The organism is Kitasatospora sp. RG8, assembly GCF_017813315.1.
GTDB lineage: Bacteria > Actinomycetota > Actinomycetes > Streptomycetales > Streptomycetaceae > Kitasatospora.
In genome coordinates, this window is the sequence record NZ_JAGIYX010000029.1 from 34,075 (window position 1) to 60,432 (window position 26,358).

General features: G+C 73.0%; 27 protein-coding genes. 15 read left to right on the forward strand and 12 right to left on the reverse strand.

What is annotated here, in order from left to right; genetic code table 11:
• Positions 1-388 precede the first annotated feature (388 nt).
• Positions 389-1,153: a DUF4232 domain-containing protein gene (locus J5Y04_RS32375; RefSeq protein ID WP_209415967.1), complete on the forward strand. Its 765-nt coding sequence runs from the start codon at positions 389-391 to the stop codon at positions 1,151-1,153.
• Positions 1,154-1,180: 27 nt separating this feature from the next.
• Here J5Y04_RS32375 and J5Y04_RS32380 read toward each other — a convergent pair whose 3' ends face one another.
• The 3 genes from J5Y04_RS32380 to J5Y04_RS32390 form a co-directional block, all read right to left on the reverse strand.
• Positions 1,181-1,747, reverse strand: coding sequence for a Uma2 family endonuclease (locus J5Y04_RS32380; protein ID WP_307853410.1), 567 nt, complete (start codon positions 1,745-1,747; stop codon positions 1,181-1,183).
• Positions 1,748-1,845: 98 nt separating this feature from the next.
• Positions 1,846-2,250: a hypothetical protein gene (locus tag J5Y04_RS32385; RefSeq protein WP_209415969.1), complete on the reverse strand. Its 405-nt coding sequence runs from the start codon at positions 2,248-2,250 to the stop codon at positions 1,846-1,848.
• A 241-nt stretch (positions 2,251-2,491) separates the two neighbouring features.
• The gene (locus tag J5Y04_RS32390; RefSeq protein WP_209415970.1) at positions 2,492-3,214 is read right to left on the reverse strand and encodes a GNAT family N-acetyltransferase; all 723 of its coding nucleotides are present in this window, start codon (positions 3,212-3,214) and stop codon (positions 2,492-2,494) included.
• A 96-nt stretch (positions 3,215-3,310) separates the two neighbouring features.
• Here J5Y04_RS32390 and J5Y04_RS32395 point away from each other — a divergent pair, with 96 nt between their 5' ends.
• On the forward strand, positions 3,311-3,847 hold the full coding sequence (locus tag J5Y04_RS32395; RefSeq protein ID WP_209415971.1) for a GNAT family N-acetyltransferase: 537 nt from the start codon (positions 3,311-3,313) through the stop codon (positions 3,845-3,847).
• 336 nt (positions 3,848-4,183) lie between these two features.
• On the forward strand, positions 4,184-4,684 hold the full coding sequence (gene tpx / locus J5Y04_RS43035; RefSeq protein ID WP_209415972.1) for a thiol peroxidase: 501 nt from the start codon (positions 4,184-4,186) through the stop codon (positions 4,682-4,684).
• A 185-nt stretch (positions 4,685-4,869) separates the two neighbouring features.
• On the opposite strand, the gene J5Y04_RS32405 is transcribed toward tpx, so the two are convergent.
• Positions 4,870-5,169 (reverse strand): hypothetical protein, encoded by a 300-nt coding sequence (locus J5Y04_RS32405; RefSeq protein WP_209415973.1) that lies wholly within the window; start codon positions 5,167-5,169, stop codon positions 4,870-4,872.
• Between the two features lie 223 nt (positions 5,170-5,392).
• On the opposite strand from J5Y04_RS32405, the gene J5Y04_RS32410 reads away from it, so the two are divergent.
• Positions 5,393-6,151: a DeoR/GlpR family DNA-binding transcription regulator gene (locus J5Y04_RS32410; RefSeq protein WP_209415974.1), complete on the forward strand. Its 759-nt coding sequence runs from the start codon at positions 5,393-5,395 to the stop codon at positions 6,149-6,151.
• A gap of 144 nt (positions 6,152-6,295) precedes the next feature.
• On the opposite strand, the gene J5Y04_RS32415 is transcribed toward J5Y04_RS32410, so the two are convergent.
• The 4 genes from J5Y04_RS32415 to J5Y04_RS32430 form a co-directional block, all read right to left on the reverse strand.
• Positions 6,296-7,213 (reverse strand): carbohydrate ABC transporter permease, encoded by a 918-nt coding sequence (locus tag J5Y04_RS32415; RefSeq protein ID WP_209415975.1) that lies wholly within the window; start codon positions 7,211-7,213, stop codon positions 6,296-6,298.
• Positions 7,210-8,166, reverse strand: a complete 957-nt coding sequence (locus J5Y04_RS32420) for a carbohydrate ABC transporter permease (RefSeq protein ID WP_209415976.1) — start codon at positions 8,164-8,166, stop codon at positions 7,210-7,212. Before J5Y04_RS32420 ends, J5Y04_RS32415 begins: the two co-directional genes overlap by 4 nt.
• Before the next feature lie 139 nt (positions 8,167-8,305).
• On the reverse strand, positions 8,306-9,628 hold the full coding sequence (locus tag J5Y04_RS32425; protein WP_209415977.1) for an extracellular solute-binding protein: 1,323 nt from the start codon (positions 9,626-9,628) through the stop codon (positions 8,306-8,308).
• A 235-nt stretch (positions 9,629-9,863) separates the two neighbouring features.
• Positions 9,864-11,642 (reverse strand): beta-galactosidase family protein, encoded by a 1,779-nt coding sequence (locus J5Y04_RS32430; RefSeq protein ID WP_209415978.1) that lies wholly within the window; start codon positions 11,640-11,642, stop codon positions 9,864-9,866.
• Positions 11,643-11,922: 280 nt separating this feature from the next.
• Here J5Y04_RS32430 and J5Y04_RS32435 point away from each other — a divergent pair, with 280 nt between their 5' ends.
• Positions 11,923-14,187 carry an RICIN domain-containing protein gene (locus tag J5Y04_RS32435; RefSeq protein WP_209415979.1) on the forward strand — a complete coding sequence of 755 codons (2,265 nt, stop codon included), beginning with the start codon at positions 11,923-11,925 and terminating at the stop codon, positions 14,185-14,187.
• Positions 14,188-14,258: 71 nt separating this feature from the next.
• On the opposite strand, the gene J5Y04_RS32440 is transcribed toward J5Y04_RS32435, so the two are convergent.
• Positions 14,259-14,786 (reverse strand): DUF4440 domain-containing protein, encoded by a 528-nt coding sequence (locus tag J5Y04_RS32440; RefSeq protein WP_209415980.1) that lies wholly within the window; start codon positions 14,784-14,786, stop codon positions 14,259-14,261.
• Positions 14,787-14,864: 78 nt separating this feature from the next.
• Here J5Y04_RS32440 and J5Y04_RS42355 point away from each other — a divergent pair, with 78 nt between their 5' ends.
• Both J5Y04_RS42355 and J5Y04_RS32450 read left to right on the forward strand, forming a co-directional pair.
• Positions 14,865-15,209 (forward strand): helix-turn-helix domain-containing protein, encoded by a 345-nt coding sequence (locus tag J5Y04_RS42355; RefSeq protein WP_307853411.1) that lies wholly within the window; start codon positions 14,865-14,867, stop codon positions 15,207-15,209.
• A gap of 152 nt (positions 15,210-15,361) precedes the next feature.
• Positions 15,362-16,000, forward strand: coding sequence for a hypothetical protein (locus J5Y04_RS32450; protein WP_209415982.1), 639 nt, complete (start codon positions 15,362-15,364; stop codon positions 15,998-16,000).
• A 168-nt stretch (positions 16,001-16,168) separates the two neighbouring features.
• On the opposite strand, the gene J5Y04_RS32455 is transcribed toward J5Y04_RS32450, so the two are convergent.
• Positions 16,169-16,579, reverse strand: a complete 411-nt coding sequence (locus tag J5Y04_RS32455; protein WP_209415983.1) for a RidA family protein — start codon at positions 16,577-16,579, stop codon at positions 16,169-16,171.
• A 489-nt stretch (positions 16,580-17,068) separates the two neighbouring features.
• On the opposite strand from J5Y04_RS32455, the gene J5Y04_RS32460 reads away from it, so the two are divergent.
• The 5 genes from J5Y04_RS32460 to J5Y04_RS32480 all read left to right on the forward strand — a co-directional run bounded on the left by J5Y04_RS32460 (position 17,069) and on the right by J5Y04_RS32480 (position 21,594).
• Positions 17,069-18,694, forward strand: a complete 1,626-nt coding sequence (locus tag J5Y04_RS32460; RefSeq protein WP_209416052.1) for an ATP-binding protein — start codon at positions 17,069-17,071, stop codon at positions 18,692-18,694.
• Positions 18,694-19,098: a roadblock/LC7 domain-containing protein gene (locus J5Y04_RS32465; RefSeq protein WP_174315834.1), complete on the forward strand. Its 405-nt coding sequence runs from the start codon at positions 18,694-18,696 to the stop codon at positions 19,096-19,098. The genes J5Y04_RS32460 and J5Y04_RS32465 overlap by 1 nt, the downstream gene beginning before the upstream one ends.
• Positions 19,095-19,457 carry a DUF742 domain-containing protein gene (locus tag J5Y04_RS32470; RefSeq protein WP_209415984.1) on the forward strand — a complete coding sequence of 121 codons (363 nt, stop codon included), beginning with the start codon at positions 19,095-19,097 and terminating at the stop codon, positions 19,455-19,457. The genes J5Y04_RS32465 and J5Y04_RS32470 overlap by 4 nt, the downstream gene beginning before the upstream one ends.
• A complete protein-coding gene (locus tag J5Y04_RS32475) occupies positions 19,438-20,055 on the forward strand; it encodes an ATP/GTP-binding protein (RefSeq protein ID WP_209415985.1) in 618 nt (205 codons plus the stop codon). The genes J5Y04_RS32470 and J5Y04_RS32475 overlap by 20 nt, the downstream gene beginning before the upstream one ends.
• Before the next feature lie 99 nt (positions 20,056-20,154).
• On the forward strand, positions 20,155-21,594 hold the full coding sequence (locus J5Y04_RS32480; protein ID WP_209415986.1) for a cytochrome P450: 1,440 nt from the start codon (positions 20,155-20,157) through the stop codon (positions 21,592-21,594).
• A gap of 145 nt (positions 21,595-21,739) precedes the next feature.
• Here J5Y04_RS32480 and J5Y04_RS32485 read toward each other — a convergent pair whose 3' ends face one another.
• Complete coding sequence (locus J5Y04_RS32485; RefSeq protein ID WP_209415987.1) at positions 21,740-22,315, reverse strand: TetR/AcrR family transcriptional regulator; 576 nt, start codon at positions 22,313-22,315, stop codon at positions 21,740-21,742.
• Positions 22,316-22,474: 159 nt separating this feature from the next.
• Here J5Y04_RS32485 and J5Y04_RS32490 point away from each other — a divergent pair, with 159 nt between their 5' ends.
• The 3 genes from J5Y04_RS32490 to J5Y04_RS32500 all read left to right on the forward strand — a co-directional run bounded on the left by J5Y04_RS32490 (position 22,475) and on the right by J5Y04_RS32500 (position 25,535).
• Entirely contained in the window at positions 22,475-23,701 is a 1,227-nt protein-coding gene (locus J5Y04_RS32490; protein ID WP_209415988.1) for an alpha/beta hydrolase, read from the forward strand.
• 448 nt (positions 23,702-24,149) lie between these two features.
• Positions 24,150-24,722 carry a histone deacetylase gene (locus J5Y04_RS32495; RefSeq protein ID WP_245205895.1) on the forward strand — a complete coding sequence of 191 codons (573 nt, stop codon included), beginning with the start codon at positions 24,150-24,152 and terminating at the stop codon, positions 24,720-24,722.
• Positions 24,723-25,007: 285 nt separating this feature from the next.
• Complete coding sequence (locus J5Y04_RS32500) at positions 25,008-25,535, forward strand: GNAT family N-acetyltransferase (RefSeq protein WP_209415990.1); 528 nt, start codon at positions 25,008-25,010, stop codon at positions 25,533-25,535.
• 125 nt (positions 25,536-25,660) lie between these two features.
• Here the strand turns inward: J5Y04_RS32500 and J5Y04_RS32505 are convergent, their stop codons facing one another.
• A complete protein-coding gene (locus J5Y04_RS32505) occupies positions 25,661-26,305 on the reverse strand; it encodes an FMN-dependent NADH-azoreductase (protein WP_209415991.1) in 645 nt (214 codons plus the stop codon).
• Between the last annotated feature and the right edge of the window lie 53 nt (positions 26,306-26,358).

Sequence of the window (26,358 nt, forward strand, 5' to 3'; positions counted from 1 at the left end):
GTACCTGACAGGCAGTCATCCGGTTTCCCCCAAGACCCCCCTGTTCCCGTGAAACACCCCGGGGTCGCCTCGGGGCCTCCGCGGTGTCACCGGGGGCCTCCGCGAGGTCGCCCCGGAGTCTCAGCGCCCCGCCGCCGGTGCGCGCGGGCCCTCCCCCGGAACGGCGGCTCCGGCCCCGTCCCGGCCCCTCCGCACAGGGCGCGAGCCGCGCGCCGTCCCGTTCCGCCGTTCCAGGCGCGAACGTTCGTGCAGGTCAGAGGCCACGAAACGTTCCAGCGTCCCGGATCGGCGGCCGGGCCTGGAAGACGGGACGGTCCCCGGGGCACGGTGGTGCCCAGCGAGACCACAGCATGCGTCACACCGCACCAGAGACAACGGGGGAACTCCCATGGCCACCTTCCGCAGCCGCACCACCGCCCTGGCCGCCCTGAGCGCCGCCGCACTCGTCCTGACCCTCACCGCCTGCGACGGCAACGGGGGCGGGGACGGCGGCAAGGGCGGAGGAGGTGCCGCGGGCTCTGGCACCCGGACCGCCGCACCGGCCTCCACCCAGGCGCAGCCGGCGCCGGGCACCAAAGCCACCCAGGGAACGGGTGCCACCCCGGGAACGGGTGCCGCACAGGGCGCGAACGCCTCGCAGGGCACGACCGCCTCGCAGGGCGCCAAGGCGGGATCGGGCGCCGGTGCCGCGCAGACCGCCGGCGGCGCGTCGGCCCCGGCGGCAGCGGCCGGCACGCCCCTGTGCGCCGTCAAGGACCTGGCCATCAGCGCCGTCTACCAGGACGGGCCGCCCTACACCCACATCGTCCTGACGGCGAAGAACACCACCGGCCACGACTGCCGGCTCACCGACTACCCGCAGATCCGGTTCCTCGAAAGCCACCGCGAGGACGTCCTCGCCGTCGCCAAGAGCAGGCCCGCCGCCCCCGTCGTCCTCACCCCCGGCGCTCCCGCGTACGCACTCGTCAGGCTCTCCGACGGGAAGGCCCACGAGGACAACGAGCCCGTGACCGCGTTCTCCGTCACCCTTGCCGGGGTCGGCGGCCAGGCCGCCGTCAAGGCGCCGGGCAGCGGAGGCATGGCCGTGGACCCTGCCGTCTGGGCCACCGGCTACTGGACGCCCGAGCTGCGCAACGGCGCCGACGAGTTCTGACCGGGCCCACGGAGGCCCCGGGCCGGCTCAGAAGCCCGTCGTGTCGAGTTCGAGCGCCAACGGGGGCGGCAGTTGCAGCGGGGTGCCGAACGGATGCGGCCCTTCCACCCGGGTGTAGCCGAGCTGACCCGGCTGCGAGAGCAGCGTGCACGTGCATTCCTGACGGTCCACCAGCAGGTACACCGGGGCGCCGAACTGCGAGTAGCGGCGCCGCTTGGCCGTCCGGTCCGTGTCGCCGTTGGACGGGGACGTCACCTCGACGACCAGGACGGTCTGGTCCGGCAGCAGCGCCCCTTCGGTCTTGGCCAGCTCGGCGGGCACCACGGCCAGGTCCGGCACGTAGAAGTTCTCCGTGCCGGGCAGGTCGAGGTTCCCCGAGCCGGCGCGGAGACCGAGCTCCCGCATCCGGGGCCCGATCTGCTCGCGGATCAGGTCGACGGCGGTCTCATGGGCCCAGGAAGGCGACACGGGGGTGATGACTCCCTCGACGATCTCGACGCGGTCACCCGCGATGTGCTGAATCGCGTACTTCAGGGCCTGCTCCGGATTCGGCACCCTGCTGTAGTCACCCGGGCCGGCATGCGCTGTGCTCACGTGCTGCTCTCCTGTCCGGATCTCAAGCCTCGGACGGACCGGTGACAGGTGTTCCGAGGCGACCATCGGCGCCTCGTAACGTTACTAGGGCCGCCCCGCTACTTCCGCCCCGCGGACGTTCGTGGAGGGGTGTTGGGTCGGGCCGCATATTCGTCGGTGAGGACGGTGCAGCTGCAGTAGTCGCCTGTGCACGGGGTGCCGGTCTCGGCGCCGTAGGGGCCGAGACCGGCCATGAGGCGGAGCACCTCCGCACGCTCCGGCGCACCGAGGACGGGGGGCGTCCCCGAGGACGGCAACTGCTGCCAGACGGCCGGATCATCGACCACGTCACCGATGACCTGCGCGTCGATGAACAAGGTGTAGAGGGGATGCTCGGGAAAGTCGTTGAGCCGCAGGACCCACCAGCGTCCTTCGGCCCGGGCCGCGTAGCAGAAGACACCTGTGCCGGTGTCGTGCCACGTGGCACCCGGGGGCATCGCGGGGAGAGGTCGGTAGTTCGGCATGGGCCCATCCTGTCGGGTGTGGCGCCGGACCGCCATGGTCGTCGGCCGTGTGCTCCGGCCAGACGGTGGGGACGGCGGTGGCGGTGGGGACGGCAAGGCGGTGGGGACGGCAAGGCGGTGGGGACGGCAAGGCGGTGGGGACGGCGGTGGCGGTGGTGCTCGTTCGGCTTCTGGCAGCGGGTCCGGCGCGCGGCCGTGGAGAGGTCCTCGGCGACGACTACCGCCACCCCTACGGCTACGGCTACGGCAGCTCGACGCTGAGCTGGGCGCCCAGTTCGCGGAAGCCGAGGGCGAGTGCCGCCCGGCGGGAGGCCGGTAGGCGGGCGCGCCATTGCGGCAGCAGGCCGGCGGCGAGGGCGTGGGCCGTCGTCGCGGAGCCCGTCGCGCGGGCCAGTCCCCGCCCGCGGTGCCGTGGCGCCGTGAGCACGCTGATGTGGGCGGTGCCGCGCGGCCAGATCCGGTATCCGGCGGCGGCGGTCACCTCACCTCCCTCCCGGACGACGAAGGCCGGCGAGGTGATCTCGTCCAGGCCGGCCTCCCCCGCCTCCTCGTCCCCCGCCAGCTTCTCCAGGCTCCGCAGGTCCGGGTGCTCGCCCGGCAGTTGTGCCACCGCCGGTGCACCGGGCGGGACGGGACGGAGGCCGTCCGGAGCCGCGTACGCCAGTGCGGCGGGCCCGAGCAGCCGGGCCACCGGCAGCACCTCGCGCACCGCGTCGGCGTCGGTGACCGCCCCGACCGGCAGCTTCGCCAGCGCGTCACGAACGATCCGGGCAGTGTCCTCCCCCGGCGCGGTCACGATCGCCGCGTCACCCAGGGCCGCGATGCCGACCCAGCCGGCCGGGCAGAGCCGGGACTGCGGCGAGACGACGACGCTCACGCCCCCCGTCGGCGCGAACGACACCGGCGCCGAGGCCAGTTCCTCCCACAGCCCGCGGGCCCTGACCATCAAGGGATCTGTTGCCATGAACCCGATCCTGCCTGCCCGCCCGCCCGGTGACCAGGCGGCTGGGGCAGCCAAAATCGATTGCGCGGGCGTCCCCGCAGCTGTAGACCATGTGACATGCTACTGGCTTCCAAGATCGCCCTCCGGGCCCGGCACGACAGCGACGTCCCCGTCCTCCAGGCGGAGCTGTACGACGACGTCGCCACCCGCTCCCGGGCCGACTCCCGCCCCTGGCGGCCCATTTCGCCGGGATCCGCCGAATCCCCCTACGCCGTGGCCGCGCCCTCCGACGAAGCGGCCTGCTTCTCGGTCGTCGAGCTCCCGTCGGGCGAGCTCGCCGGTGAGGCGCTGCTGTGGGGCATCGACACCCACAACCGCACCGCCCACCTCGGCATCGCACTGCGCCCCGCCTTCCGTGGCCGCGGCCTGGCGCGCGAGGTGGTCGGCACCCTCTGCCACTACGGGTTCACCGTGCGCGGACTGCACCGGCTCCAGGTGGACACCCTCGCGGACAACGCCCCGATGATCGCCGCCGCGACCGGCGCGGGCTTCGTCCTCGAAGGCACCCTGCGGCGCTCCGCCTGGACGTACGGGGCCTACAGCGACGAGGTCGTCCTCGGCCTGCTCGCCGAGGAGTGGACCTCGGGGCACTGAGGTCCGCCCGGCGAACGACCACGCGCGACATGCCCGTACAAGGGGCCGGGCGCACCCGTGCAGACGGCTCGGCGTGCCCGCGCAGGACGTGGGCGTGGGATGTGCACATGGGCGCGCGCATGGACGTGCGCGTGGGCGTCCGGAGCCGGTTCGCGCCGCCTCCGCGGGGTCCGCGCGCCCCGGGCCGACCGGGCGGGTGGTGCGGGCGGTTGTGGGGGTCTACCGCATCCGCCGCATGATCGACGGGCAGATTCTGCAGCTTCGGACAAACCCGCCCGTCGCCCGCACGGAGTACGATCACGCGTTGTCGGCATCATCTTCCTAAGGAGACTTCTCGTGGCTCAGGTCGCACTCAAGGGCAACCCGGTCCAGGTCAACGGCACCCTGCCCGCCCCGGGCAGCCAGGCTCCGGCGTTCACCCTGGTCGGCGGCGATCTGGCGGACACGTCGCTGAAGACGTTCGCCGGCAAGCGCAAGGTCCTCAACATCTTCCCGAGCGTCGACACCCCCACCTGCGCGACCTCGGTGCGCACGTTCAACGCGGCCGCCGCGGAGCTCGCGAACACCGTGGTGCTCTGCATCTCCGCCGACCTGCCGTTCGCGCAGGCCCGCTTCTGCGGTGCCGAGGGCCTGGACAACGTGAAGAGCCTGTCCACCCTGCGCGGCCGCGAGTTCCACGCCGACTACGGTGTGGCGATCGCGGACGGCGCGCTGGCCGGCCTGACCGCCCGCGCCGTCGTCGTGCTGGACGAGAACGACACCGTCCTGCACGCCGAGCTCGTCAACGAGATCTCGCAGGAGCCGAACTACGAGGCCGCCCTGGCCGCCCTGAAGTAAGGCGCGTCGCCGGCGGCGGGGTGCTGGTCAACAGGGACCGGACGGCCCCGACCGGCACCCCGCCGCCGTTGCCACTGCCGTAGCACCCATCTCCGTTACACCCCACCGCCGTTACGCCCTGCCGCCGTTACGCCCTGCCGCCGTTGCACCGGGGCCGAGCGGGCACACCGCAGCGCGCCTCCGGATCAGGCCCCTTGCTTCGCGGACCCGCCTTCGGCCTCACGGAACTGACGGGCGAGGCCGGCCAGCTCGGTGGTGGCCCGGTGGAAGGCCGCGCGGGCCCCGGGGGTGGTCATCCGGTCGGGATAGCCGCCCGTGAAGCCGCCCAGGGTCTCCAACAGGGCTGCGGCCGCCGCCAGGAGGGCCGGTTCGTCGGCCAGGACGACCCGCCCGCTGCGACCCCGTCCCGGGGCGACCACGGTGTCGCGCAACGCCTTCTCGACCTCGCGCACCGCGTCGGTGACCGCCTTCAGTTCCGCGTCCATCCCGGCTCCCGTTCGTTGATCGACCTGTCGCGTCCCGGCGATTGTTCCCAGCCGCCGTGCGGATCCATGCGCGCGCGGAACCGGTTCTTCCCGAGCTGCGCTGCGCGGCCTCGGCGCCCTCCGCGCAGGAGCGTGAGCGGAGTTGATCGATTGACTCCCCGCATGGTCATCTTCGTCCAGCCTTCCCCGGTCCGTGAGCGTCCGACCCGGCTAGACTCGGGACATGCTCAAAGCCGACCGCGCCGCCCGCATCCTCTCGCACGTCACCGAAGCGGGGAGCGCCGACGTCCACGCGCTCGCCGAACTGCTGGACGTCTCCACCGCGACAGTGCGCCGCGATCTCCAGGAGCTCCACGAACAGGGGCTGCTGCACCGCACCCGCGGCGGTGCGGTGACCGGGTCGGTCAACCTCGAACTGCCGCTGCGCCACCGGAGCGAGAAGCAGCGGGAGGAGAAGCGCCGGATCGCCCACGCCGCGGCCGAACTCGTGCCGGACGGTGCGGTGGTGGGCCTCAGCGGCGGCACGACCACCAGTGAGCTCGCCCGGGTGCTCGCGGAGCGCAGCGGTCTCACCGTCGTGACCAATGCGGTGAACATCGCCGCGGACCTCATCGTCCGCCCCGAGGTGCGGCTGGTGGTGATCGGCGGGATCGCCCGCACGGCCAGCTACGAGCTGGTGGGCCCGGCCGCCGACCGGATGCTCTCGCAGTACCACCTGGACATCGCCTTCATCGGGGTGGACGGCCTGACGGCGGAGGAGGGCTGCACGACGCACGACGAGATGGAGGCCCAGACCGACCGGGCGTTCCTGCGCAGCAGTGCGCGCTCGGTCGTCCTGGCCGACAGCACGAAGGCCGGCAGGGTCACCTTCGCACGCATCTGCCCGCTCTCCGACGTCCACGACCTGGTCACGGACGACGGCCTCTCGGACGAGCAGCAGAAGGCGTTCGCCAACTGCGGGGTCACGGTCCGCCGGGCCTGAGCACGGGCCCGGGCGGGTCCCGGGCACCGCGCTCGCCCCGAGGTCCGGCGGCTTCGGGCTTCGAGCCTTGGGCGTCGGACCTCAGGACGCAGGCATGGGGCTACGGACTTCAGGCTTCAGGCTTCAGCCTTCGAGCCCCAGGCCTCAGGCCTTGACGCCGCCCGCCGTCAGGTCGGTGCGCCAGAACCGCTGCAGCATCAGGAAGGCGACGACCAGCGGAACCACGGAGACCAGCGAGCCGGTGACCACCAGGTTGTACGGGGTGTGGTCCTTGAGGCCGTTCCAGTAGTAGAGGCCGAGGTTGACCGGCCAGAGCTTCTGGTCGGAGAGGGTGACCAGGGGCAGGAAGAAGTTGTTCCAGATGGTGGTGAACTGGAACAGGAAGACGGTCACCAGCGCCGGCGAGAAGATCCGCAGGACCACCGTGAAGAAGATCCGGAACTCCCCCGCGCCGTCCATCCGGGCGGCCTCCAGGATCTCGTCCGGGACGGACGCGGCGGCGTAGATCCGGCAGAGGTAGACGCCGAACGGGCTGATCATGCTGGGCAGCAGGACCGCCCAGACGGTGTTGACCAGGTGGGCCTTGGACAGGAGCAGGTAGACCGGCAGGGCGAGCAGCGGCGCCGGGACCAGTACGGCGGCGAGGATCGTGTTGAACACCGCCTCGCGGCCCCGGAAGCGGTACTTGCTGAGCGCGTAGCCGGCCATCGCCGCGAGCAGCGTCGCGGCCGCGGCGCCGACCCCGGCGTACAGCACGGTGTTGAGCAGCCAGCGGAAGTAGAGGCCGTCGTTGGCGGTGGCCAGGTCGTGCAGGTTGCCGCCGAGGTGGAAGGTGGAGAACCAGAAGCCGTCGCTGCCGAACAGGTCGCTGCTGCTCTTGGTGGAGGCCACCAGCAGCCACCAGGCGGGCAGCAGGAAGTAGGCGGAGAGCACGAACAGGACGGCCGTGCCGAGGACGTTGGGCCGCGGCCGGCGGGCGGGGCCGGACGGGCGGGCGGTCCCGGCGGGGCGGTCCCCGGTCGGACCGGCGGTCGAGCGGCGGCGGAGGTCGACGGTGCTCATGCGGTCACCCGGTTTCCGGTGATGCGCACCGAGAGGCGCAGGAAGGTGAAGGACAGGACGCAGGTGGCGAGCGCCAGCAGGACGGCGATCGCCGCCGCCTTGCCGTAGTCGTTGTTGCCGAAGGCCGCGTTGTACGCCGCCATGTTGGGGGTGTAGTCGGCGGAGACGGTCGACGCCAGCGAGTGCAGGACCATCGGCTCGGTGAAGAGCTGGAGGGTGCCGATGATGGAGAAGATCCCGGTCAGCACCAGGGCGGGGGCCACCAGGGGGATCTTGATGTGCCAGGCGATCCGCCAGGGGCCTGCGCCGTCGAGGTCGGCGGCCTCGTAGAGGTCGCTGGGGATGGCCTGCAGGGCGGAGAGGATGACCAGCATGTTGTAGCCGGTCCACGTCCAGGTGACGATGTTGGCCATCGACCACAGGACGGTGTCCGGGGAGAGGAAGTCGACGTCGATGCCGATGTCCTTGAGGCCGGCGACGAGGGGGCTGGTGCCGGGCACGTAGAGGAACGCCCAGAGGATGGTGGCCACGACGCCGGGGATCGCGTACGGAAGGAAGTAGGCGAGCCGGAAGAACTTCCGCAGCCGGGTGCCCTTGGCGTCGATCAGCAGGGCGAGGCCGAGGGCCAGTCCGAGCATCAGGGGGACCTGGACGGCGCCGAACAGCAGGACCCGCCCGATGCCGGCGACGAACGAGCCGTCGCCCAGGGCCGCGGCGTAGTTGTCGAACCCGGCGAACACCGTCCTGGCCGGGCCGAAGCCGAGACCGGAGCGCTCGATCCGAAAGAGGCTCTGCCAGACCGCGTACCCGATGGGCAGCAGGAACAGGGCGGTGAAGAGCAGTCCGAAAGGGAGCAGGAAGCCGAGGACCGCGCGGTTGCGGGCCGGCCCCCGTCGGGCGGTGGTGGTCTTCGGGCCGGTGCGGCCCGTCACCACCGGGGTTGCTGCGCTCATCTGGGGTTCTCTCTCGTGCTGGCGGTCGGTCGGTCCGCCGGTCGGTGCGTTGCTCGGTGCGTGGCTCGGTGCGTGGCTCGGTGCCGGGTGGGCGGAGCGCGCGCTCCGTCGGGTGCGCGCGCTCCGCCCACGGTCCGGGTCAGCCGGTGGTGGCCGTCAGCCCCTTGGCCTTCATCGCCTCGACCGTCTTGTTCTGGACGGTGCCGAGGGCTGCGGTCAGGTCGCCGTGGGCGGCGACGGCCGCGCCGAAGGCGTCGGTGAGGTCACTGGAGGTCTGGGTCATGGTCGGGCCCCAACTCCACTTGGGGGCCTGCGCCGCGGACTGCTTGAAGACGTCGAAGATCGGCTGGTTGCCGAAGTACGCGCTGGGCTTGGCCAGGGCCGGCGCCGAGGTGCCGCTGGTGGACGCCGGGTAGATGCCGGCCTTGTCCACGAGCGTGCCGACGGCGGCGGCGTCCGTGCTCATCCAGTTGGCGAACTGCAGTGCCGCCGCGGCGTTCTTGCAGCCCTTGACGACCGCGGTGGACGAGCCGCCGTCGTTGCCGACCGACTTGGTGCCGTCCTGCCACTGCGGCATCGGGGCGACCGCCCACTTGCCGGACGCCTGCGCTGCGTTCTGTTCGAGGATGGAGGAGAACCACACCGGGCCGGGGTAGGCGGCGAGCGTGCCGTCCTGCAGGTCCTTGTAGAGGTCGGGGCTGAAGCCCTGCTCGGACTTGACCTGGCCCTTGTTGATCAGACCCTGCCAGTACGAAGCGACCTTGGCGGTGCCCGGGTCGCTCGCGAGCGAGACCTTCCAGCCCTTGCTGTCGGTACCGAACCAGCTGCCGCCGGCCTGGGCGGACATCCCGGCGAACCACCACGGGTCGTCCGGGTTGAAGACGCTCAGGTAGCCGTTCGGGTTGGCGGAGTGCACCTTGGCGGCGTCGGCGGCGAACTCCTCCCAGGTCGCCTGCGGCTTCAGGCCGTACTGCGCGTACAGGTCGGTGCGGTAGTAGAGCGCCATCGGGCCCATGTCCACCGGGATGCCGTACACCTGGCCGCCGACCTTCACCGAGTTCCAGGCGCCCTCGCCGAAGCCCGACTGGTACTTTCCGGCCTCGCCGCTGACGTCCTGGACGGCGCCCTCCACGACGAAGCTGGGCAGCGACTCGTAACCGACCTGGGCGAGACAGGGCGCGTTGCCGGCCTTCACGGCCGCGAAGATCTTGGCGTAGCCGCCCTTGCTGCCGGACACGATCTTCTCGAACTTGACCCGGACGTCCGTGTGCGTCGCGTTGAACTGGGCCGCCGCCTCCTCGTAGCCCGGAGCCCAGCCCCAGAAGGTGACCTCGGCGGTCCCGCCGGCCTTCGCCGCGCCGTCGCCGCCGGAGCCGCCCGATCCGCAGGCGGCGACGGCGGTGAGCAGCGGCAGCACCGCGGCGGCGGCCAGCAGGCGGGTGGGGATTCTTGTCTTGGCCATGGATCTGTTCCTTCGGATGCTGGGGGAAGCTGTTCGGGTCTGCCCGCAACTCTGCTCTCGGGTGTTTATTTCTGAGCAGTATTGTTCAGATGCGAGCATCTGCCTAGAGAGGGCGAGACACGAAGCGGTCTCGGTTTCGACACGGCCCGCGGCCAGGTGGACGGGGCCGGTGGGTGGGGGACGGGAGATGGTGGACGGGAGATGGTGGACGGGGGGACCGGGGGACCGGGGGCTGTCAGCCGAGGTCCGGGCCGGGGCGCAGCTCCACGGCCGGGTCGGCGCAGCGGTCGAGTTCGAGGACGGTGATCTCGTTCGTCCCGCTGCGCAGGACCGGCCAGGGCAGGTAGAGCGTCCGCTGCGGTCCGCGGTCCCAGTAGCGGCCGAGCAGGAAGCCGTTGACCCAGACGTAGCCCTTGGTCCAGCCGGGCAGCGCCAGGTGGCCGTCGGCCGGCTCGGCGACCTCGAAGGTGCCGCGGTGGAAGGTCGGGGCGGGCCCGCCGGGCGCCGTTCCCTCCGCTGCCCGGGCCGCGCCCCAGGGCAGCCGGTCGGGGGTGCCGTCGGCCAGCGGCATCGGGTCGGCGGTCCAGCCGTGCAGGAACTGCTGGGTGTGCAGGAGGGCGGCGACGCCCTTGCGGTCGCCGGTCGCGGCGCCGTAGTTGACCCGGCCCATCGACTCGACGAGGAGCTCCAGCCGGGCCTCCCGGCCGGGCACCGCGACCTTGAGCGGTTCGTGCTCCACGTCGCGTTCCAGGGTGGCGAGGTGGACGCCGTCGACGTGGACGTGGGCCCGGTCGGCGAGCCCCTGGACCGTGAGCGGGTGGTCCGCCCGGGGGCCCGGGATGGTGCCCCGGTAGCGCACCAGGCCGTGCTGGACGCCGAGCTCCTCGAAGGAGAGCGGCACCGCGGAGTGGACCGCCCCGGTGGAGAGGTGGTCGACGACGTCGGACAGCGGCAGCGACCGGTCGAGCTCCACCCGGCGCGGTGCGAGCAGGGGCGGGAGCTCCTCCGGCTCCGGCACGGCGCCGTCCGCGTACGCCGACAGCACCTCGCGGAACGCCCAGAACTTGGCGGTGGGGGCGCCGCGTTCGTCCAGTGGCGCGTCGTAGTCGTAGGAGGTGACGGTCGGCAGGTAGCCCTCGCCGGTGCGGGGGTCGTCGGTGTTGGCGCCGGCCCAGGTGCCGAAGTTGGTTCCGCCGTGGGCCATGTAGAGGTTGACGGAGGCCCCGGCGGCCAGGATCTCCTCCAGGGTCCCGGCGGCGTCCTCGGCGGAGCGGGTGGTGTGCGGCTTGCCCCAGTGGTCGAACCAGCCGTTCCAGAACTCCATGCACATCGGCGGGTCCTGCGGGCGGTGCCGGCGCAGCTCGGCGAAGGCCTCCCCGGCGCGGCTGCCGAAGTTGACGGTGGCCAGGTGGCCGGGGAGGGTGCCGCCGGTGAGAAAGAAGTCCTCCGGGCCGTCGGAGGTGCAGAGGGGGACGTCGATCCCGCGGGCGCGCAGGCCCTCGGCGAGGTGGGCGAGGTAGCCGCGGTCGGTGCCGTAGGAGCCGTACTCGTTCTCGATCTGGACCATCAGGACGTTGCCGCCGCGGGTGGTCTGGTGCTCGGCGAGGAGCGGGATCAGCGTGTCGTACCAGCGGTCGACGTGGGCCAGGTAGCGCGGGTCGCCGGTGCGCAGGGGCAGGCTCCGGTCGGCCAGCAGCCACCAGGGCAGGCCGCCGTTCTCCCATTCGGCGCAGATGTAGGGGCTCGGGCGGACGATCGCGTGGAGTCCGGCGTCGGCGGCGGCGCGGAGGAAGGCCCCGAGGTCGGCCCGGCCGGTGAAGTCGTAGGAGCCGGGGCTCGGTTCGTGGAGGTTCCACGGGACGTACGTCTCCACGGTGTTCAGGCCCATCGCGCGGAGCATCCGCAGGTGGCCGGGCCACTGCTCGGGCAGGCTGCGGAAGTAGTGCAGGGCGCCCGAGAGGAGGCGCAGCGGGCGTCCGTCGAGCGTGAAGCCGGTCGGGGAGATCTGGAGCATGCGGCCCTCGGGGTTCGGTGGTGGCGACAGGTGCGGTGGTGGCGAGCGGTGCTGTGGTTGCCGGCGGGCGCGGTGCTTGCCGACAGACGCGGCGAATGCCTAGACATGACGCGTTGGGGCTTGATTCAAGCAGCTTCGAGCAGATTGGGGAACCTGGATTGCAGATTTCTGATCGAAGGTGTTGACATTTGTGTGTTCCCGGGTCGGATACTGCAGGCCGCTGCACTCGACGTCGGGACCGGCCCCGCCGCCGGCTCCCGCCCCAGCGAAGGAGACCCCCATGTCCGCCCCACCCCTCAGAGCACTCGCCGCCGCCCTCGCCCCGGCGCTCCTGGCGCTGAACGCGAGCCTGGCCGTTCCGGCCTCGGCCGCACCGCCCGCCGCCCCCGTCGCACCCGTCATCGCGCTGCCCGCCGCCGCATCCGCCGGCTACACCGTGAGCGTCGGCACTCCCGTCGTCTACAAGCACCCCACCGACACCCCCGCCATCCCCTACACCGACAAGGACGGCACCTTCTACTTCCAGCAGTCCGCCGCCCTGTACGGCGCGACCGAAGCGCGGTACTGGGACTTCTTCACCGGCCGGGACTTCGACTCCGCCACCCGGTCGGGCGCGATCAGCGACGCCGTCAACCCGGCCAACGCGAACGACCGGAACAACGACACCACCTGGCGCTGCAACAACAGCCCCACCGGCCGCACCGCGAGCTACGCGCCCGCCGGCTCCTCGTACTCCCAGAAGAACTACTGCGACCTCTCCGGCGTCTGGGTCGACCCGGACACCGGCCACTGGTACGGGCTGGTGCACAACGAGTTCACGCCGCAACCCTTCGGCGACCGCGTCCACTTCGACGCGATCGACTACGCGGTCTCCACCGACCAGGGCCGGACGTGGACCATCGAGGACCACGTCATCACCTCGCCGTACAGCACCGCGCGGGGTGACGACGCGGCCTTCCCGAACCAGACCTTCCACTACGGCGACGGCGACCAGCGGCTGTTCGTCGACACCGCCTCGGGCTACTTCTACGTCTTCTACGGCTCGCGGGTCGTCGAGAAGGGCGACGGCTGGAAGGCCTACCACGAGCACGTGGCCCGGGCGCCGATCTCCGAGAAGATGGCGCCCGGCTCGTGGCAGAAGTGGTACGACGGCGCCTGGTCCCAGCCCGGCGTGGGCGGCCGGGAGAGCAACATGGTGCCCGCCGACCCCGCCCACCCGACCGGCTACACCCCGGCCTCCGGCGACTACGACCCGGCCAACCCCGGGACCGTCGCCCAGCAGGTCGCGGCCGGCAAGATGCCCCCGACCTCGCCCCTGTTCGTCATGGACATCACCTACAACGCCTACCTGGGGCTCTACATCGGCGAACCCCAGGCGGTCGACCAGAGCGGTGCGGCGCCCCAGCAGTACTACGCGACCGCCGACCTCTCCACCCAGAAGTGGGTCCCGATCGGCGACACCGACAAGTACCACACCGCGTCCTGGTACCGCTGGTTCCTCGACGGCGCCAACCGGAGCAGCTCCGCGATCGTCGGCAGGTCCTTCCGCTCGTACTGCGCCATCAGCTGCTCGGGCACCTCGGACGGCGAGTACGTGGACGTGACGATCGGCAGCTCCGCGCCCGCCACTCCCCCGGTCGACCTCGGCCGGACCTACCGGATCGGCAGCGCCGACGGCCGGGTGCTCGCCCAGGTCCCCGGCGGCTCCACCACCACCTCGGTGGCGGCCGCGACGGGATCGGCACTGGAGTCCTGGCGCTTCGCGGCCAACGGCGACGGCTCCTACCGGATCGCCAACGCCTCCACCGGCCTGCTGCTCGGCGTCGACTCCACCGCCGTCGCCGGCCGTGCCTGGGGCGCCCGCCCCACCGTCACCGCCGCCGGCACCGGCGGGCCCGGCGTCGGCCAGCAGTGGTTCGTCGTCCCCGGGAGCTCCTCCGCCGGGGCCGCCACCGGCGCGTTCAAACTGGTCAACCGCTACAGCGGTCTCGTCCTCGGACTCTCCTCGGCGAGCGGCCGCTCCGCCGAGACCACCCCCGTCCGGAGCTGGACCGACACCAGCGGCAACCCCGTCGGCGGTGCCCGCACCGCCGCCGAGCAGACCCTCACCTTCACCGCCACCGGCACCGTCCCCGACCCGCCGCTGGACGGCACCCACACGCTCACGGCCTCCGGCAAGGCCCTGGACGCCCCCGATCACTCCACCACCCGGGGCACCCAGCTGGTCACCTGGACGGCCAACGGCGGCGCCAACCAGAACTGGGTCCTCACCCGGCAGGCCGACGGCGGCTACCAGATCGCCAACGGCGAGTCGGGGCTCTGCATGGACGTCAGCGGCGGCTCCAAGGCGGCCGGCGCCAAGGTGATCCAGTGGCCCTGCACCGGCGGCGCAAACCAGCGCTGGCGGATCACCCCGGCCCCCGGCGGCTACCGGATCGCCTCGGACAGCGGCCTGCTGCTCACCACCGCGTCCACCGCGGACGGGGCCAAGGTCACCCAGCAGGCCGACACCGGCTCGGCGCTCCAGCTCTGGGCGATCGGCTGACGGCAGGCAGCCCCGAGTACCCGCTACGCGGCCGCCGGCCGGGCGCATCTGCGCCCGGCCGGCGGCCGGTCTCAGGCAGGGCCTGCGGCCGCGGGTGCGTGCGCTGCTCCGGGTGCGTCGGCTGCTCCGGGTGCCTGCGCTGATCCGGGTGCCTCAGGTGCTGCAGTTGCCTCGGGCCCTCCGGGTGCGTGGGTTGCCTGGGGTGCCCCGGCCGTGCCGAAGGGGTTGTCGATGACGTACCGCCACCGCCCGTCCTTCCCCCGGCGGGCCACGTCGGTCGCGGTGCCTTCGAGGTGGACGTCCTCGCCGTCGGGGGTCGTGCCCGAGATCGACCAGTCGACGATGAGCAGGGCGATGTCGTCCGCGACGTAGGTGTGGCGCGGGCGCACCGTGATGGGGAGGCCGAGGGCGAGGAACTCCGCGTTGGCAGCGGCGAGTTCCGGTCCGGTCACGGCCGTTCCGGGGGCGGGGACGAAAACGCCTCCCGGTTCGTAGACCCGCTGGACGGCGGCCGGGTCGCCCGTGCCGAAGGCGGCGGCGAAGACGGCCGGGTGTTGCCCGGGATCGGTGGTCAGGGTGACAGTGGCTTCATGCGTCATGAGGGCAGTGAATTCGGCGGCCGCGTAGGTCACCAAACGGAAAGCGACGCCGCGGACCGGTCCTGGGACACCGAGTTGGTGCCCGGCCTCCAGGGCCGGACGGCACGGCCGGAGGCGACCTGCCCGGTCGAGGTGGCCCTGGCCGCGGTGTCCGGGCGGTGGACGACCCTACTGCTGCGGGAGCTGATGCACGGGCCGCTGTCCTTCGGCGAACTGCGCGAGCGGCTGCCGGAGATCAGCCCGAAGGTGCTCGCGGAGCGCCTGCGCACGCTGGAGGAGCGGGGGCTGGCCAGGTGCGAGCGGCTGCGCGGCTTCCCGGTGCGCACGAGCTACCGGCTGACCGGGACCGGGCTGGCACTGCGACCGTTGCTCGTGGAGCTGTACCGGACGGGAACGGCGATCGGCACGCCCGGCCCGGGGTGAACTCCCGGACGGCAGTGAACTCCCGGGCGGCGGTGAGCTCATGGGACTGCCACCGACAGCCCCCCGGCCCCGGTGGATCCGGCCGTCCGGCATGATGGGTGCCGTACGAAGCGCCCCGGCCGGGCGCGCGTCGGACCGGGGAGGGCGGGCTGATGAGACGTCTGGCAGTGGCGGCGGCAGCGGGCGTGCTGACGGGACTGGTCGCGACGACCGGCTGCGGGAGCGTGAGCACCACCGGTGCCGGCGGCGTCGGGACGGCAGCTCCCACCGCCTCGGGGGCCACCGCGTCCGGGTCCGTCCCGCCCGACTACGCCGAGCAGCGCCGGCAGGGCCTCGCCGAGCACGACCGGCTCTTCCCCCAGGTGGCGGCGCTGGGCTGCGCGTCCGCACGGCCGAGCCCCTCCGCCGACGGCACGGGCACCGCCCCGGCCGAGCCGGCCGACCCCTGGGCGGCCAAGCACGCCGAGAACTCGATGTACAAGCAGATGGTGGTCCTCGACGCGGTGGACCGCTGCCGGGGCGAGGCACACAGCAAGCGCATCTCCGCCGCCGTCAAGGCTCGCGCCGCCGCATCACCGCTCTCCCAGGACGACGTCCACGGCATCCTGGAGTCGCTCGGCTACCCGCGCAACAGCGCCCAGGTCAACCTCTCGGACGGTGAGGTCTCGTTCGAGGTCACCATCCCGGGTGCCGGCCCCTGCGTCGCCGGCCGGCTCGGCAACCCCGTCAAGGTCGAGGCCCACGGGTACTACCTGGAGGGCGGCTGCACCGAGCCGAAGGGCGGCCACTGACCCGGGAGGTCACTGCCCCGGACGGCCACTGACCCGGGAGATCACTGACACGGGAAGGCGATCTCATCGGGCCCCGCGATGCTGCGGCGGACCGGCCTCCAGCGCTGCCGGGCGGGCCCGTCTGTGCGCAGGCCGTCCGTGCGCAGGCCCGTCCCTGCCCGGGCCCGCCTACCGGGCGGGGCCGGCGGGCGCGTCCCCGCCGAGGACGGCGTCGACCTCGATCTCGACCAGCCACTCCGGGTCGATGAAGCGCGAGACCTCGACGAACGTGCAGGCGGGCCTGACGGCCGCGAACCGTTCGCCGTGCGCCCGCGCGGCCTCCTTCCAACGGGTGACGTCGGTGAGCATGATGCGCGTCCGCACGACGTCCTGCACCGATGCCCCGGCCTCCTTCAGCGCCTGCTCGGCGATGTCGAGGCACCGGACCGTCTGCCCGTGGACGTCGCCCGGCGCCGCCGTGGAACCGTCGTCCGCGATGGGCGCCGTTCCGGCGACCGCGACGTGGTCGCCCACCCGGACCGCGCGGGAGAAGCCGATCTGCGGCTCCAACGGCGAACCCGAACCGACGTTCTGTCGCATGCGCCCCACGTGTTCCAAGCGTTCCACCTGTTCCGTCCGTTCCATCCGCTCATGCTGCCAGACGGTGGCCGCCGTCATCCACCTGCGCCCGCAGGAACCCTTCTGCTCCTGCGAGTTCGGGGTGAGGTGCCTAGCACGGCCCCCTGCGGTGCGTGGAGGTTTCGCCGGGATTCCCCCCGCATGGGCGAACTGGGCGCGGGCTGCGGTCCGGCGAGCCCGGGGCGCGGTAAACCTGTTTCCCGCACCACCCGGACGGCGGGACGGCAGCCCCGTCCCGGCACGTCCCGGCGGTGTGCGCGACGCGTGGGACAACCGACCGGGGAGGCACCGAATCAGCCGCCGAGCAGCGCTGCCGAGGTCCGGCCGGAGGACCGCCGACGGCCGGCCGAGCGCCGCCCGCACCGGCGCCCCACGCACCCGCCGCACGCCGTCAGCAGGGGCCGGTGCCCGCTCGTCGTCCCGTACTCCTTCGATCGTTTGAGGATGCTGATGCTTGGTGCTGGATCGTCACCCAGAGGTCGGCGCTCCACTCCCGTGCTGGTGTGGATACTGCCCGTCGTGGTGACGGCGGCGGTCGCCGTCGTCGCGGCGACCGCCTCCACCGGTGCCCGGGCAGGAGTCGTCTGGTGCGGGGTGGTGGGGACGGCGGCGGCGGCCCTGGTGGCCGGTGAGACGGCGCGCCGGGGGCGCGCGCTGGACGCCCTGCGGGAGCGGTACGCCCGGCAGGAGCGCGAGTTGCTCGCCCGGCTGGCCAGGCAGGAGAGCGAGACGGCACGGCTGGCCCGGGAGGACCTTCCGGCGGCGGTCGCCCGCCTGCACGGCGGCGTCTCCGTCACGGAGGTGCTGAGGGCCTACGAGTCCCATGACGCCGTCGCCGGACCGCAGTTCGAGGCCTCCCGGCAGGAGATGCTGCGGACCGTCCTGGAGGCGGTCGACAACGAGGAGGCGCTGCGCGAGTCCGCCCAGCGGGCCTTCGTCAACATCGCCCGCCGGGTGCAGGCCATCGTCCACCGGCAGGCCCAGGACCTCCGCGAGATGGAGAACCGGCACGGCGCCAACCCGGCCGTCTTCGACGACCTGCTGCGGCTGGACCACGGCAACGCGCTGATCGGCCGGCTCGCCGACAGCATCGCCGTCCTCGGCGGCGCCCGCCCCGGCCGTCAGTGGGGCCGCGCCGTGCCGCTGTACAGCGTGCTGCGCGGCGGCATCTCCCGGATCCTGGACTACCGGCGGGTGGAGCTGCACCCGGTGTCCGAGGTCGCCGTGGTCGGACCGGCCGTCGAGCCGCTCATCCACGCCGTGGCCGAGCTGCTCGACAACGCCACCCGCTACTCCCCGCCGCAGACCAGCGTGCACCTGACCGCCGTCGAGGTGCAGACCGGCATCGCGATCGAGATCGAGGACGGCGGCCTCAGCCTGAGCGAGGAGGGCCGGGCCCGCGCCGAGCGGATGCTCAGGGAGGCGCAGGCCGGCATCGACCTCAACGACCTCGGCGAGACCCCCCGGCTCGGCCTGGCCGTCGTCGGCCGCCTCGCACGCGCGTACGGCTTCCAGGTCTCGCTGCGGCCCTCCGCGTACGGCGGGGTGCGCGCCGTGCTGATCGTCCCCCAGGAGTGCATCACCACGGCCCCGGCGACCGGCCGGGCCCACGGCATCGGCGCCGCCGCCAACCCCCGGCCGGCCACCGCGCCCAGGCCCGCCGCGACGCCGCCCCGCACGGCCGGCATCTCCCGGGCGGCGGGCGGGCCGCAGCCGTGGGGGACGCGGACGCTGTCCGCCTCCGCCACGGGGACGCTGGCCGCCGGATCGCCGGCCGGATCGTCCGCCGGGGCCGCTTCGCGCGGCTCCTCCCCGGGCGGTGCGGCGCGGGCCGCGGGCGACGACGACATCCCGGTGATCAACGAGCGGACCGCCAACGGCCTGCCGCAGCGCCGCCGTCACGCCGCGCCCCGCACGGTCTCCCACCGGGCCGCCGCCGTTCCCGAACCGGCCAAGGAGCCGGTCCAGCCCGGTCTGTGGCTGGCCGCGTTCACCGAAGGGGTGAACGGACAAGCACCGTCGGCCGATCCGGCGGTCCGCGCCGGCGAAGAGTCGGCAGAAAAGGGCGAGCAGTGATGCAGCAGCGCACCAACATGGACTGGATGCTGAAGGACCTGGCGGAGAGCGTCCCGTACACCCGTCACGTCATCGTCCTCTCCGCCGACGGTCTGCGGATCGCCCAGCACGGCGCCGACACCGACACCGCCGACCGCCTCGCGGCCGCCTGCGCCGGCCTGCAGAGCCTGGCCGCCGCGGTCGGCCACGAGTTCCCCTACGGCGACGGCCGGATGCGGCTGGTCGTCATCGAGATGGGCGGCGGCTTCTTCTACCTGATGGCCGCCGGCGCCCGCGCCTACCTGGCCGTGCTCGCCGACGAGGGCGTCGACGCCGGGCTGATGGGGCAGCGGATGCGCGACCTCGTCGCCAGGATCGGCGAACACCTCACCACACCCCCGCGCAACGGCGAGCAGGTCGCATGAGTGCAGCCGACCAGGGACTGGACTGGGACGAGGACGACCCCGAACGCCTCTACGTGATCACGCGCGGCCGCAGCGGCGCCGAGCAGACCACGTTCGACCTGGTCACCCTCATCGTCTCCCGCGCGGAGCCGACGCCCGCCATGCAGCCCGAGCATGCGGCGATCCTGCGGATCTGCGGCTCCCCGCTGTCCGTCGCCGAGATCTCCGCCTACCTGGAACTGCCGATGAGCGCCGTCACCGTGCTGCTCCACGACCTCCTCTTCGAGGAACGGATCGAAGCCCGCGCCTGCGTTCCCCAGGCGATCCTCCCCGACCGCGCCCTCTTGGAGGCGGTGATGCATGGACTCCAGAAGCTCTGACACCGTGACGGGTCCGCCCAGCGCGGACCTGCTCCCGGACACGGCCACCATGGCCGTCAAGATCGTGATCGTGGGTGGTTTCGGCGTCGGCAAGACGACGATGGTCGGCTCCGTCAGCGAGATCCGACCGCTGACCACCGAGGAGACGATGACCCAGGCCGGCGCCGACGTCGACGACACCGCCGGGATCGAACGCAAGACCTCCACCACCGTCGCCATGGACTTCGGCCGCATCAGCATCAACCAGGAGCTGGTGCTGTACGTGTTCGGCACCCCCGGGCAGGAGCGGTTCTGGTTCCTCTGGAACGGCCTGTTCGAAGGGGCCCTCGGCGCGGTCGTCCTGGTCGACACCCGCCGGCTGGAGGTCAGCTTCGACGTGATCGGACGGCTGGAGGACCGCGGCGTGCCGTTCGTCGTCGCCGCCAACACCTTCCCGGAGTCGCCGACCTACCCCACCGAGGAGCTGCGAGCCGCGCTCGACCTGCCGCCCGAGGTGCCGATCGTCACCTGCGACGCCAGGACACGCGAATCCAGCCGGGACGTCCTGCTGGCGCTGATGCACTACCTGTACAACCTCTCGGTCCCGCCCGGGGGCTGAGGCCACTCCGTACCCGTCGCCCGCCCTCGATCACCCCTCGATCACCCCCCGATCACCGCCTCCCGTTGACCACCGCCTCCCGCTGACCCCGGAGAAACCGTGACCACCCCGTTCACCGACGACGCCTCCCCCACCCCGCCGCCCGGCTGCCCCGCCCACCAGCCCGGCGGCCTCGGCGCCGGGGGCCTCCGGCGGCTCTACGGGCCGGAGGCCGAGGCCGACCCGGCCGGCCTGTACGAGAAGCTCCGTGCCGAGCACGGCGAAGTGGCCCCCGTCCTCCTGCACGGCGACCTCCCGGCCTGGCTGGTCCTCGGGCACTCCGCGAACCTCACCGCGATGCGCACCCCGTCCCGGTTCTCCCGGGACTCCCGCCGCTGGACGGCGTTCCGCAAGGGCCTCGTCGCCCCCGACTCCCCGCTGATGCCGGTCATCGCCTGGCAGCCGCTCTGCGTCTTCGCCGACGGCGCGGAGCACAAGCGCCTGCGCGGAGCCGTCACCGACAGCCTCAACCGCTTCGACCGGCGCGGCACCCGCCGCCACGTCACCCGCGCCACCGACCAACTGGTCCGCCAGTTCGGTCCCACCGGCCGGGCCGAGCTCATCTCCCAGTTCGCCGAGCACCTGCCGATGCTCGTGATGACCCAACTGCTCGGCATGCCGGACGAGTACGGTCCCCGGCTGGTCGAGGCCGCCCGCGACCTCATGAAGGGCACCGAGACCGCCATCGCCAGCAACGACTACGTCGTGGCGACCCTGCGCCGCACCATGGAACGCAAACGGCACTCCCCCGGCGCCGACCTCGTGTCCTGGCTCCTCCAGCACCCGGCCGGGCTCACCGACGACGAGGTCATGGAACACCTGCGGGTCGTCCTGCTCGCCGCCAACGAGACCACCGTCAACCTGATCGCCGACACGCTGAAGATGGTCCTCACCGACCGCCGCTTCCGCGCCCACCTGTCCGGCGGCCACATGACCCTGGCCGACGCCCTGGACCAGGTCCTCTGGGACTCCGCGCCGATGTCGCTGGTCGCCGGCCGCTGGGCCACCGGCGACACCGAGCTCGGCGGCCAGCAGATCAGGACCGGCGACATGCTGCTGCTCGGTCTCGCCGCCGGCAACGTCGACCCGGTCGTCCGCCCCGACCCGTCCAAGCCCCTGCACGGCAACCGCTCCCACCTGGCCTTCGGCGCCGGTCCCCACGAGTGCCCCGGCCAGGACATCGGCCGGGCCATCGCCGAGACCGGCATCGACATCCTCCTCACCCGACTGCCGGACCTCGTCATCGCCGTCCCCGAGGAGGACCTGCGGTGGACGTCCGCGTGGATCTCCCGCCACCTGGTCGAGCTGCCGGTGAGCTTCACCCCGCGGACCATCCCGCCGGAGGATCCGGCGCTCACCGCGCCCCTGAACCGTGCGGAACCGTCGGCAGCACCCGGCGCACCGTCGGTGCAGGCGGCCGCTGCGGGCGCCGGCGGCGCCACCGTCCCCCGGCAGCGCCGCAGTTGGTGGAACGCGCTCACCCGGGTGTTCCGCCGCTGAGGCTCGCCGCATGAGCCCGCCGTCTGAGGTTCACGGTCTCAGGCCCGCCGCTCGAGGCCCGCCCTTCGAGGTTCGCCGTCCGACGTTCACCGTCTGGGGGTCACCGCCGTTGCCGGTCGGCCGGGCCGACCCGCGACGATGGTCCTCAGGCGGCGGGCGGCGGCCCGTAGACGGTGTCCAGCAGGCTCCGCACGAAGCGCCCGAGGTCGTCCAGGCCCGCTGCGGCCAGCGTCCCGGGCCCGCCCGCCAGCAGGTGGGGGACGGCCGCGTGCAGGGCCAGCGTGACGGCCGCCGCCCGCTCGGGCGTGACCGGCAGGCCGGCGGCGCGCTGGGCCTGCTCGAAAGCGGTGAAGTCGGCTGCGGCCACCGCGTCCAGAACCACTGCCAGCGCGGGCCGGCGGGCGGCCTCGGCCCGCAGTTCGAGGTAGGCGAGCATGCGGGCACGGCCCGGGCCGGCGACGTTCTCCAGCAGGGTGCGCAGCATCGCCGCCAGGCCGACGCGGTCGGCGGGCGCCGGCCGGGGCACCTCGCCGTACAACTCCGCACACCGCTCGGCCACGGCCGCGAGCAGCGCGTCCCGGGTGGGGAAGTAGTTCTTGGCGGTGCCCGCAGGGACGCCCGCGGCCGCGTCCACGGCCCGGTGGGTCAGTCCCCGCCCGCCGGCCTCCGCCAGCACCTCGATGGCCGCGTCCCGCAGTCGGTCGCGTCGGTCCCTGTTCACCTTGCCGATGGTACCCCATCCGTGGTACCACGGATGGGGTACCACGGATGGGGTACCACGGATGGGGTACCACGGATGGGGTACCACGGATGGGGTACCACGGATGGGGTGAATCCAGAGGGGTGAAGCCGTGGACCCGTCTGATCGGAGGTTGACCCCGTGCCCGTCGGCTACCTGGTGACCGTGGCGTCCGTCGCCGCGGGCACGCTGTTCGCCCTCATTCCGGTGCGCCGGCCGCGGCCGCTGGCCACCCTGGCCTACCGCCTCGGCCTGCTCGTCAACGAGCTGCCCTTCGTCTCCCTCGCCTGGCTCCTGCTCTGGACCGCCAACGCCTTCACCCAGGGCGACGTCCACGAACCCGCCGGCTGGACGGCCGCGGCGGTCGCCGCGGCCACCGCGGCCGGGCTACCGATCGTCGTCCGGCGTGCACTGCGCGCCCGGCCCGTCGTCGAGCACGCCCTCGCCGAGGGCCTCGGCCCCTCCTGGCGCGCCGCGATCGCCCCGGACACCGCCGCCGGACTGCGCCGCCGCCACCCGCTCGCCCGCATCCTGCTCCGGCCGTTCCCCCGCCGCCCGCGTACCGTCACCCGGGTGCCGAACCTGGCGTACGGCCCCGCCGGCCGCCGGCACCGGCTCGACGTCCTCCACCACCGCTCCCGGCCCGACGGCGCTCCCCTGCTGATCCACCTGCACGGCGGCGCCTACCACGGCGGGCGCAAGAACAGCGAGAGCATGCCGCTGCTGCACCGCCTGGCCGGACGCGGCTGGGTCTGCGTGAGCGCCAACTACCGTCTGCGGCCCGAGGTCCAGCACCCCGAGCACCTGATCGACCTCAAACGGGTGATCGCCTGGACCCGCGACCACGCCCACGCGTACGGCGCCGACCCGGCCACCCTCTTCGTCGCCGGGAGCTCGGCCGGCGCGCACATGGCCTCGCTGGCCGCCCTCACCGCCGGCGACCCGGCCCTCCAGCCCGGCTTCGAGACCGCCGACACCTCCGTCACCGCCGTGATCGGCCTGAACGGCTACTACGGCCCCTACTACGGCCAGGGACCGGAGTCCTGCCCCTCGACCCACGTCACCGCCGACGCCCCGCCGTTCCTGCTGGTGCACGGCGACCACGACACCATCGTCCCCGTCACCGTCGCCCGCCGCTTCGCCGACGACCTGCGGGCCGTCTCCGCCGGCCCCGTCGTCTACGCCGAACTCCCCGGCGCCCAGCACGCCTTCGACCTCTTCCACTCACTCCGGAACGAAGCCGTCGTGGACGCCGTCGAGGCCTTCGCCGCCTGGGTCCGGTCCGACGGGCGGGTACCGGAACCGCCCTGCCCGGCAACCGACCGGCGCCGACCCCGCCGCGGGAATCCGGCCGGGGAGCCCGCATGATGACGTCATGACACCGATCACGAGCCTGGACCTCACCGGCTTCACCGAGCGCGAGGCAGACGTCTGGACCGACGAACGCGGACTCGTCCTGTCGCTCCACTTCTTCGGCCTCGTGCCCGATCTGCCCCTCCTGCCCCGACTTCCCGCCGCTGGTTCCGCCGCAGCCGCTGACCCGGTGGGGCGCCCCCGGAGAGGCTCCATGAGGTCCGCGGCGGCGCGTTCTGACGTTCCGTGAGCGCGATCCGCGAGTACAGGCCGTGAGTACGGGCCGTGAGCGCGGGCGCCGGGGTGCGGTGGCCACTCGTCGGGTACCGTCGCCGGCTGCGGAGGAGATTCGTGAAGGGTTTGCCCGGAGGAGGCTGGCGTGGAGGAGGTTCGTGTGGAGGAGCTGCGGCCGGATGCCGACGGCGAGCCGGAGCTCGTCTGGTACGCGGCGTACGGCTCGAACATGCACGCCGGCCGGCTGGCCTACTACCTCCGTGGCGGCCGTCCGCCGGGCGGGGCACGTACCTATCCGGGCTGCCGGGACGGCAGGCCGCCCCGGCGGGACGTGCCGTTGGTGCTTCCCGGGACGCTGTACTTCGCACGGGAGTCGGCGGTCTGGGGCGGCGGCATGGGCTTCTACGACCCCGCGCAGCCGGGTAAGACGCCCGCACGGGCCTACCTGCTGACCGTCGGGCAGTTCAGCGACCTCGCGGCCCAGGAGATGTACCGGGAGCCCGGTAAGGACCTCGCGCTGGCCGGGGTACTCGGCACCGGGCAGGAGCGGATCGGGCCGGGCCGCTACGAGACCCTGGTCTGTCCCGGTTCCCTCGACGGCGTGCCGGTGCTGACGTTCACCGCGCCCTGGGGCCTGCCTGCTGCGGAGCTGAACGCTCCCAGCGTCGCCTACCTGCGCAACCTCGCCTCCGGTCTGGTCGAGGCCCACGGGTGGAGCCTCGGGCGGGCGGCGGACTACCTCAGCAGCCGCCCCGGCGCGTCGGGGCACTGGAGCCCCGCCGCGCTCCTCCGGGAGCTGTAGCCCCCGGCACCACAGGTGACCGGGTGACCGAGTCCCTACACCGACCCAAAAGCTTTCCGCTGTCCCTCAGTTGCTCACCTCCTCGTAAGCGCGCCTTGGAATCGGAACCCGGTGTTGCCGAGTGGCGGACTCTCGCGCGAACGCGACTTTCCGCTCGCGGCGTGGCTTGCCACGCCGGGTCCACCGACGGCCAACCGTCGCTGCGGCTCTGCCAGACCGCGCGCCGGCGGCCGTTGCCTAGGCTGGCGGCCGTCTCATCCGACGCACCGCAACGAGGATCAGCCCATGCACCGCAGCACCAGGATCCGCCTGATCGAGCCGACCGACGCCGCCCCGATCGCCGCGCATCGGGTGCGCGACGTCGAGGCCTTCCGGCGGTGGGAGCCGGCCCAGCCGGCCGAGTTCTTCACCCCGCAGGGCCAGGCGGAGCGGATCGACAAGCTGCTGGCCGGATACCGGGCCGGCACGGTCTGGCCGGGCGTGGTACTCGCCGACGACCAGGTGATCGGGCAGGTCACCATCGGAGGCATCCTGCCGCAGCCGCACCTGCGCCGCGGCTCCGTCGGGTACTGGATCGGCAGTGTCGCCCAGCACCAAGGGCACGCCGGGCGCGCCGTCGAGCTCGCACTCCGGGTGATGACGGACGAACTCGGGCTGCACCGCGCCGAGGCGTCCACCGATCTGGAGAATCTGCCGTCGCAGCGGGTGCTGCGCCGCAACGGGTTCAGCCCGTACGGCGTCGCGCACTCCTCGATCTTTCTCGACGGGAGCTGGCGGGACGGGCTGCTGTGGGAGCGGGTCCTCGACGAGTGACCTCGCCGTCTCCGCCGGAGTCCGGGCCGCCGCCTGCGCAGCCGGGATCGGCCGCCGGAGCCGACAAACCCGATCCACCGCGCTGTTCGGATCCCGCTGCCCTGGGCCTGTGCGGTGAGCGACCGTCAGCGGGCCAACCCGTCCAGGGTCTCGTACGCCGCCGCCAGGGACTTCTCGGCCAGCGGCCTGAGGGCGGCCATCTGCGGTACGACGCCCGCCATGGTCAGCTCGGCGTGCACGAAGCCGAGGTCGTCCGCGAGGCCGATCGAGCCCAGGACGGACCGCAGGTACGGCTCCTGGTGGTCCCACCCCTCCCGGGGCGTCCCCGGCGCGTACGAGCCGCCGCGGGCCGAGACCACCACCACGGACTTGCCGGACAGCGGCCCGGGACCGCCGCCGGGGGCCACCATGTGGGCCGGGGTGACGAGACGGTCCAGCCACGCCTTGACCGTCGACGGGATCGAGTAGTTGTACATCGGCACCCCGATGACCAGCGTCGTCGCTTCGCGCACCTCGGTGGTCAGCGCCGCGGTCAGGGCCCGCTCGTGCGGGGGTTCGCCGTGCTCGCCGGCCGGGTTCAGCAGGGCCTCGCGGACGGCGTGCGTGAGGTGCGGGACCGGCACGGCTGCCAGGTCGCGGTAGACGTAGTCGCCCTCCGGGTGGTTCCGGCGCCACTCCGACGCGAAGTGGGCGGACAGTTCCCGGGAGGTGGACCCGGTGCTGCGGATGCTCGCGTCGAGGTGCAGGAGCGAAAGCCGGACTGTCGGCATGGGGGTGTCCTCGGATTCGGGCGGTGCCGGAGCGGCGCGGTACCGCCGACCGT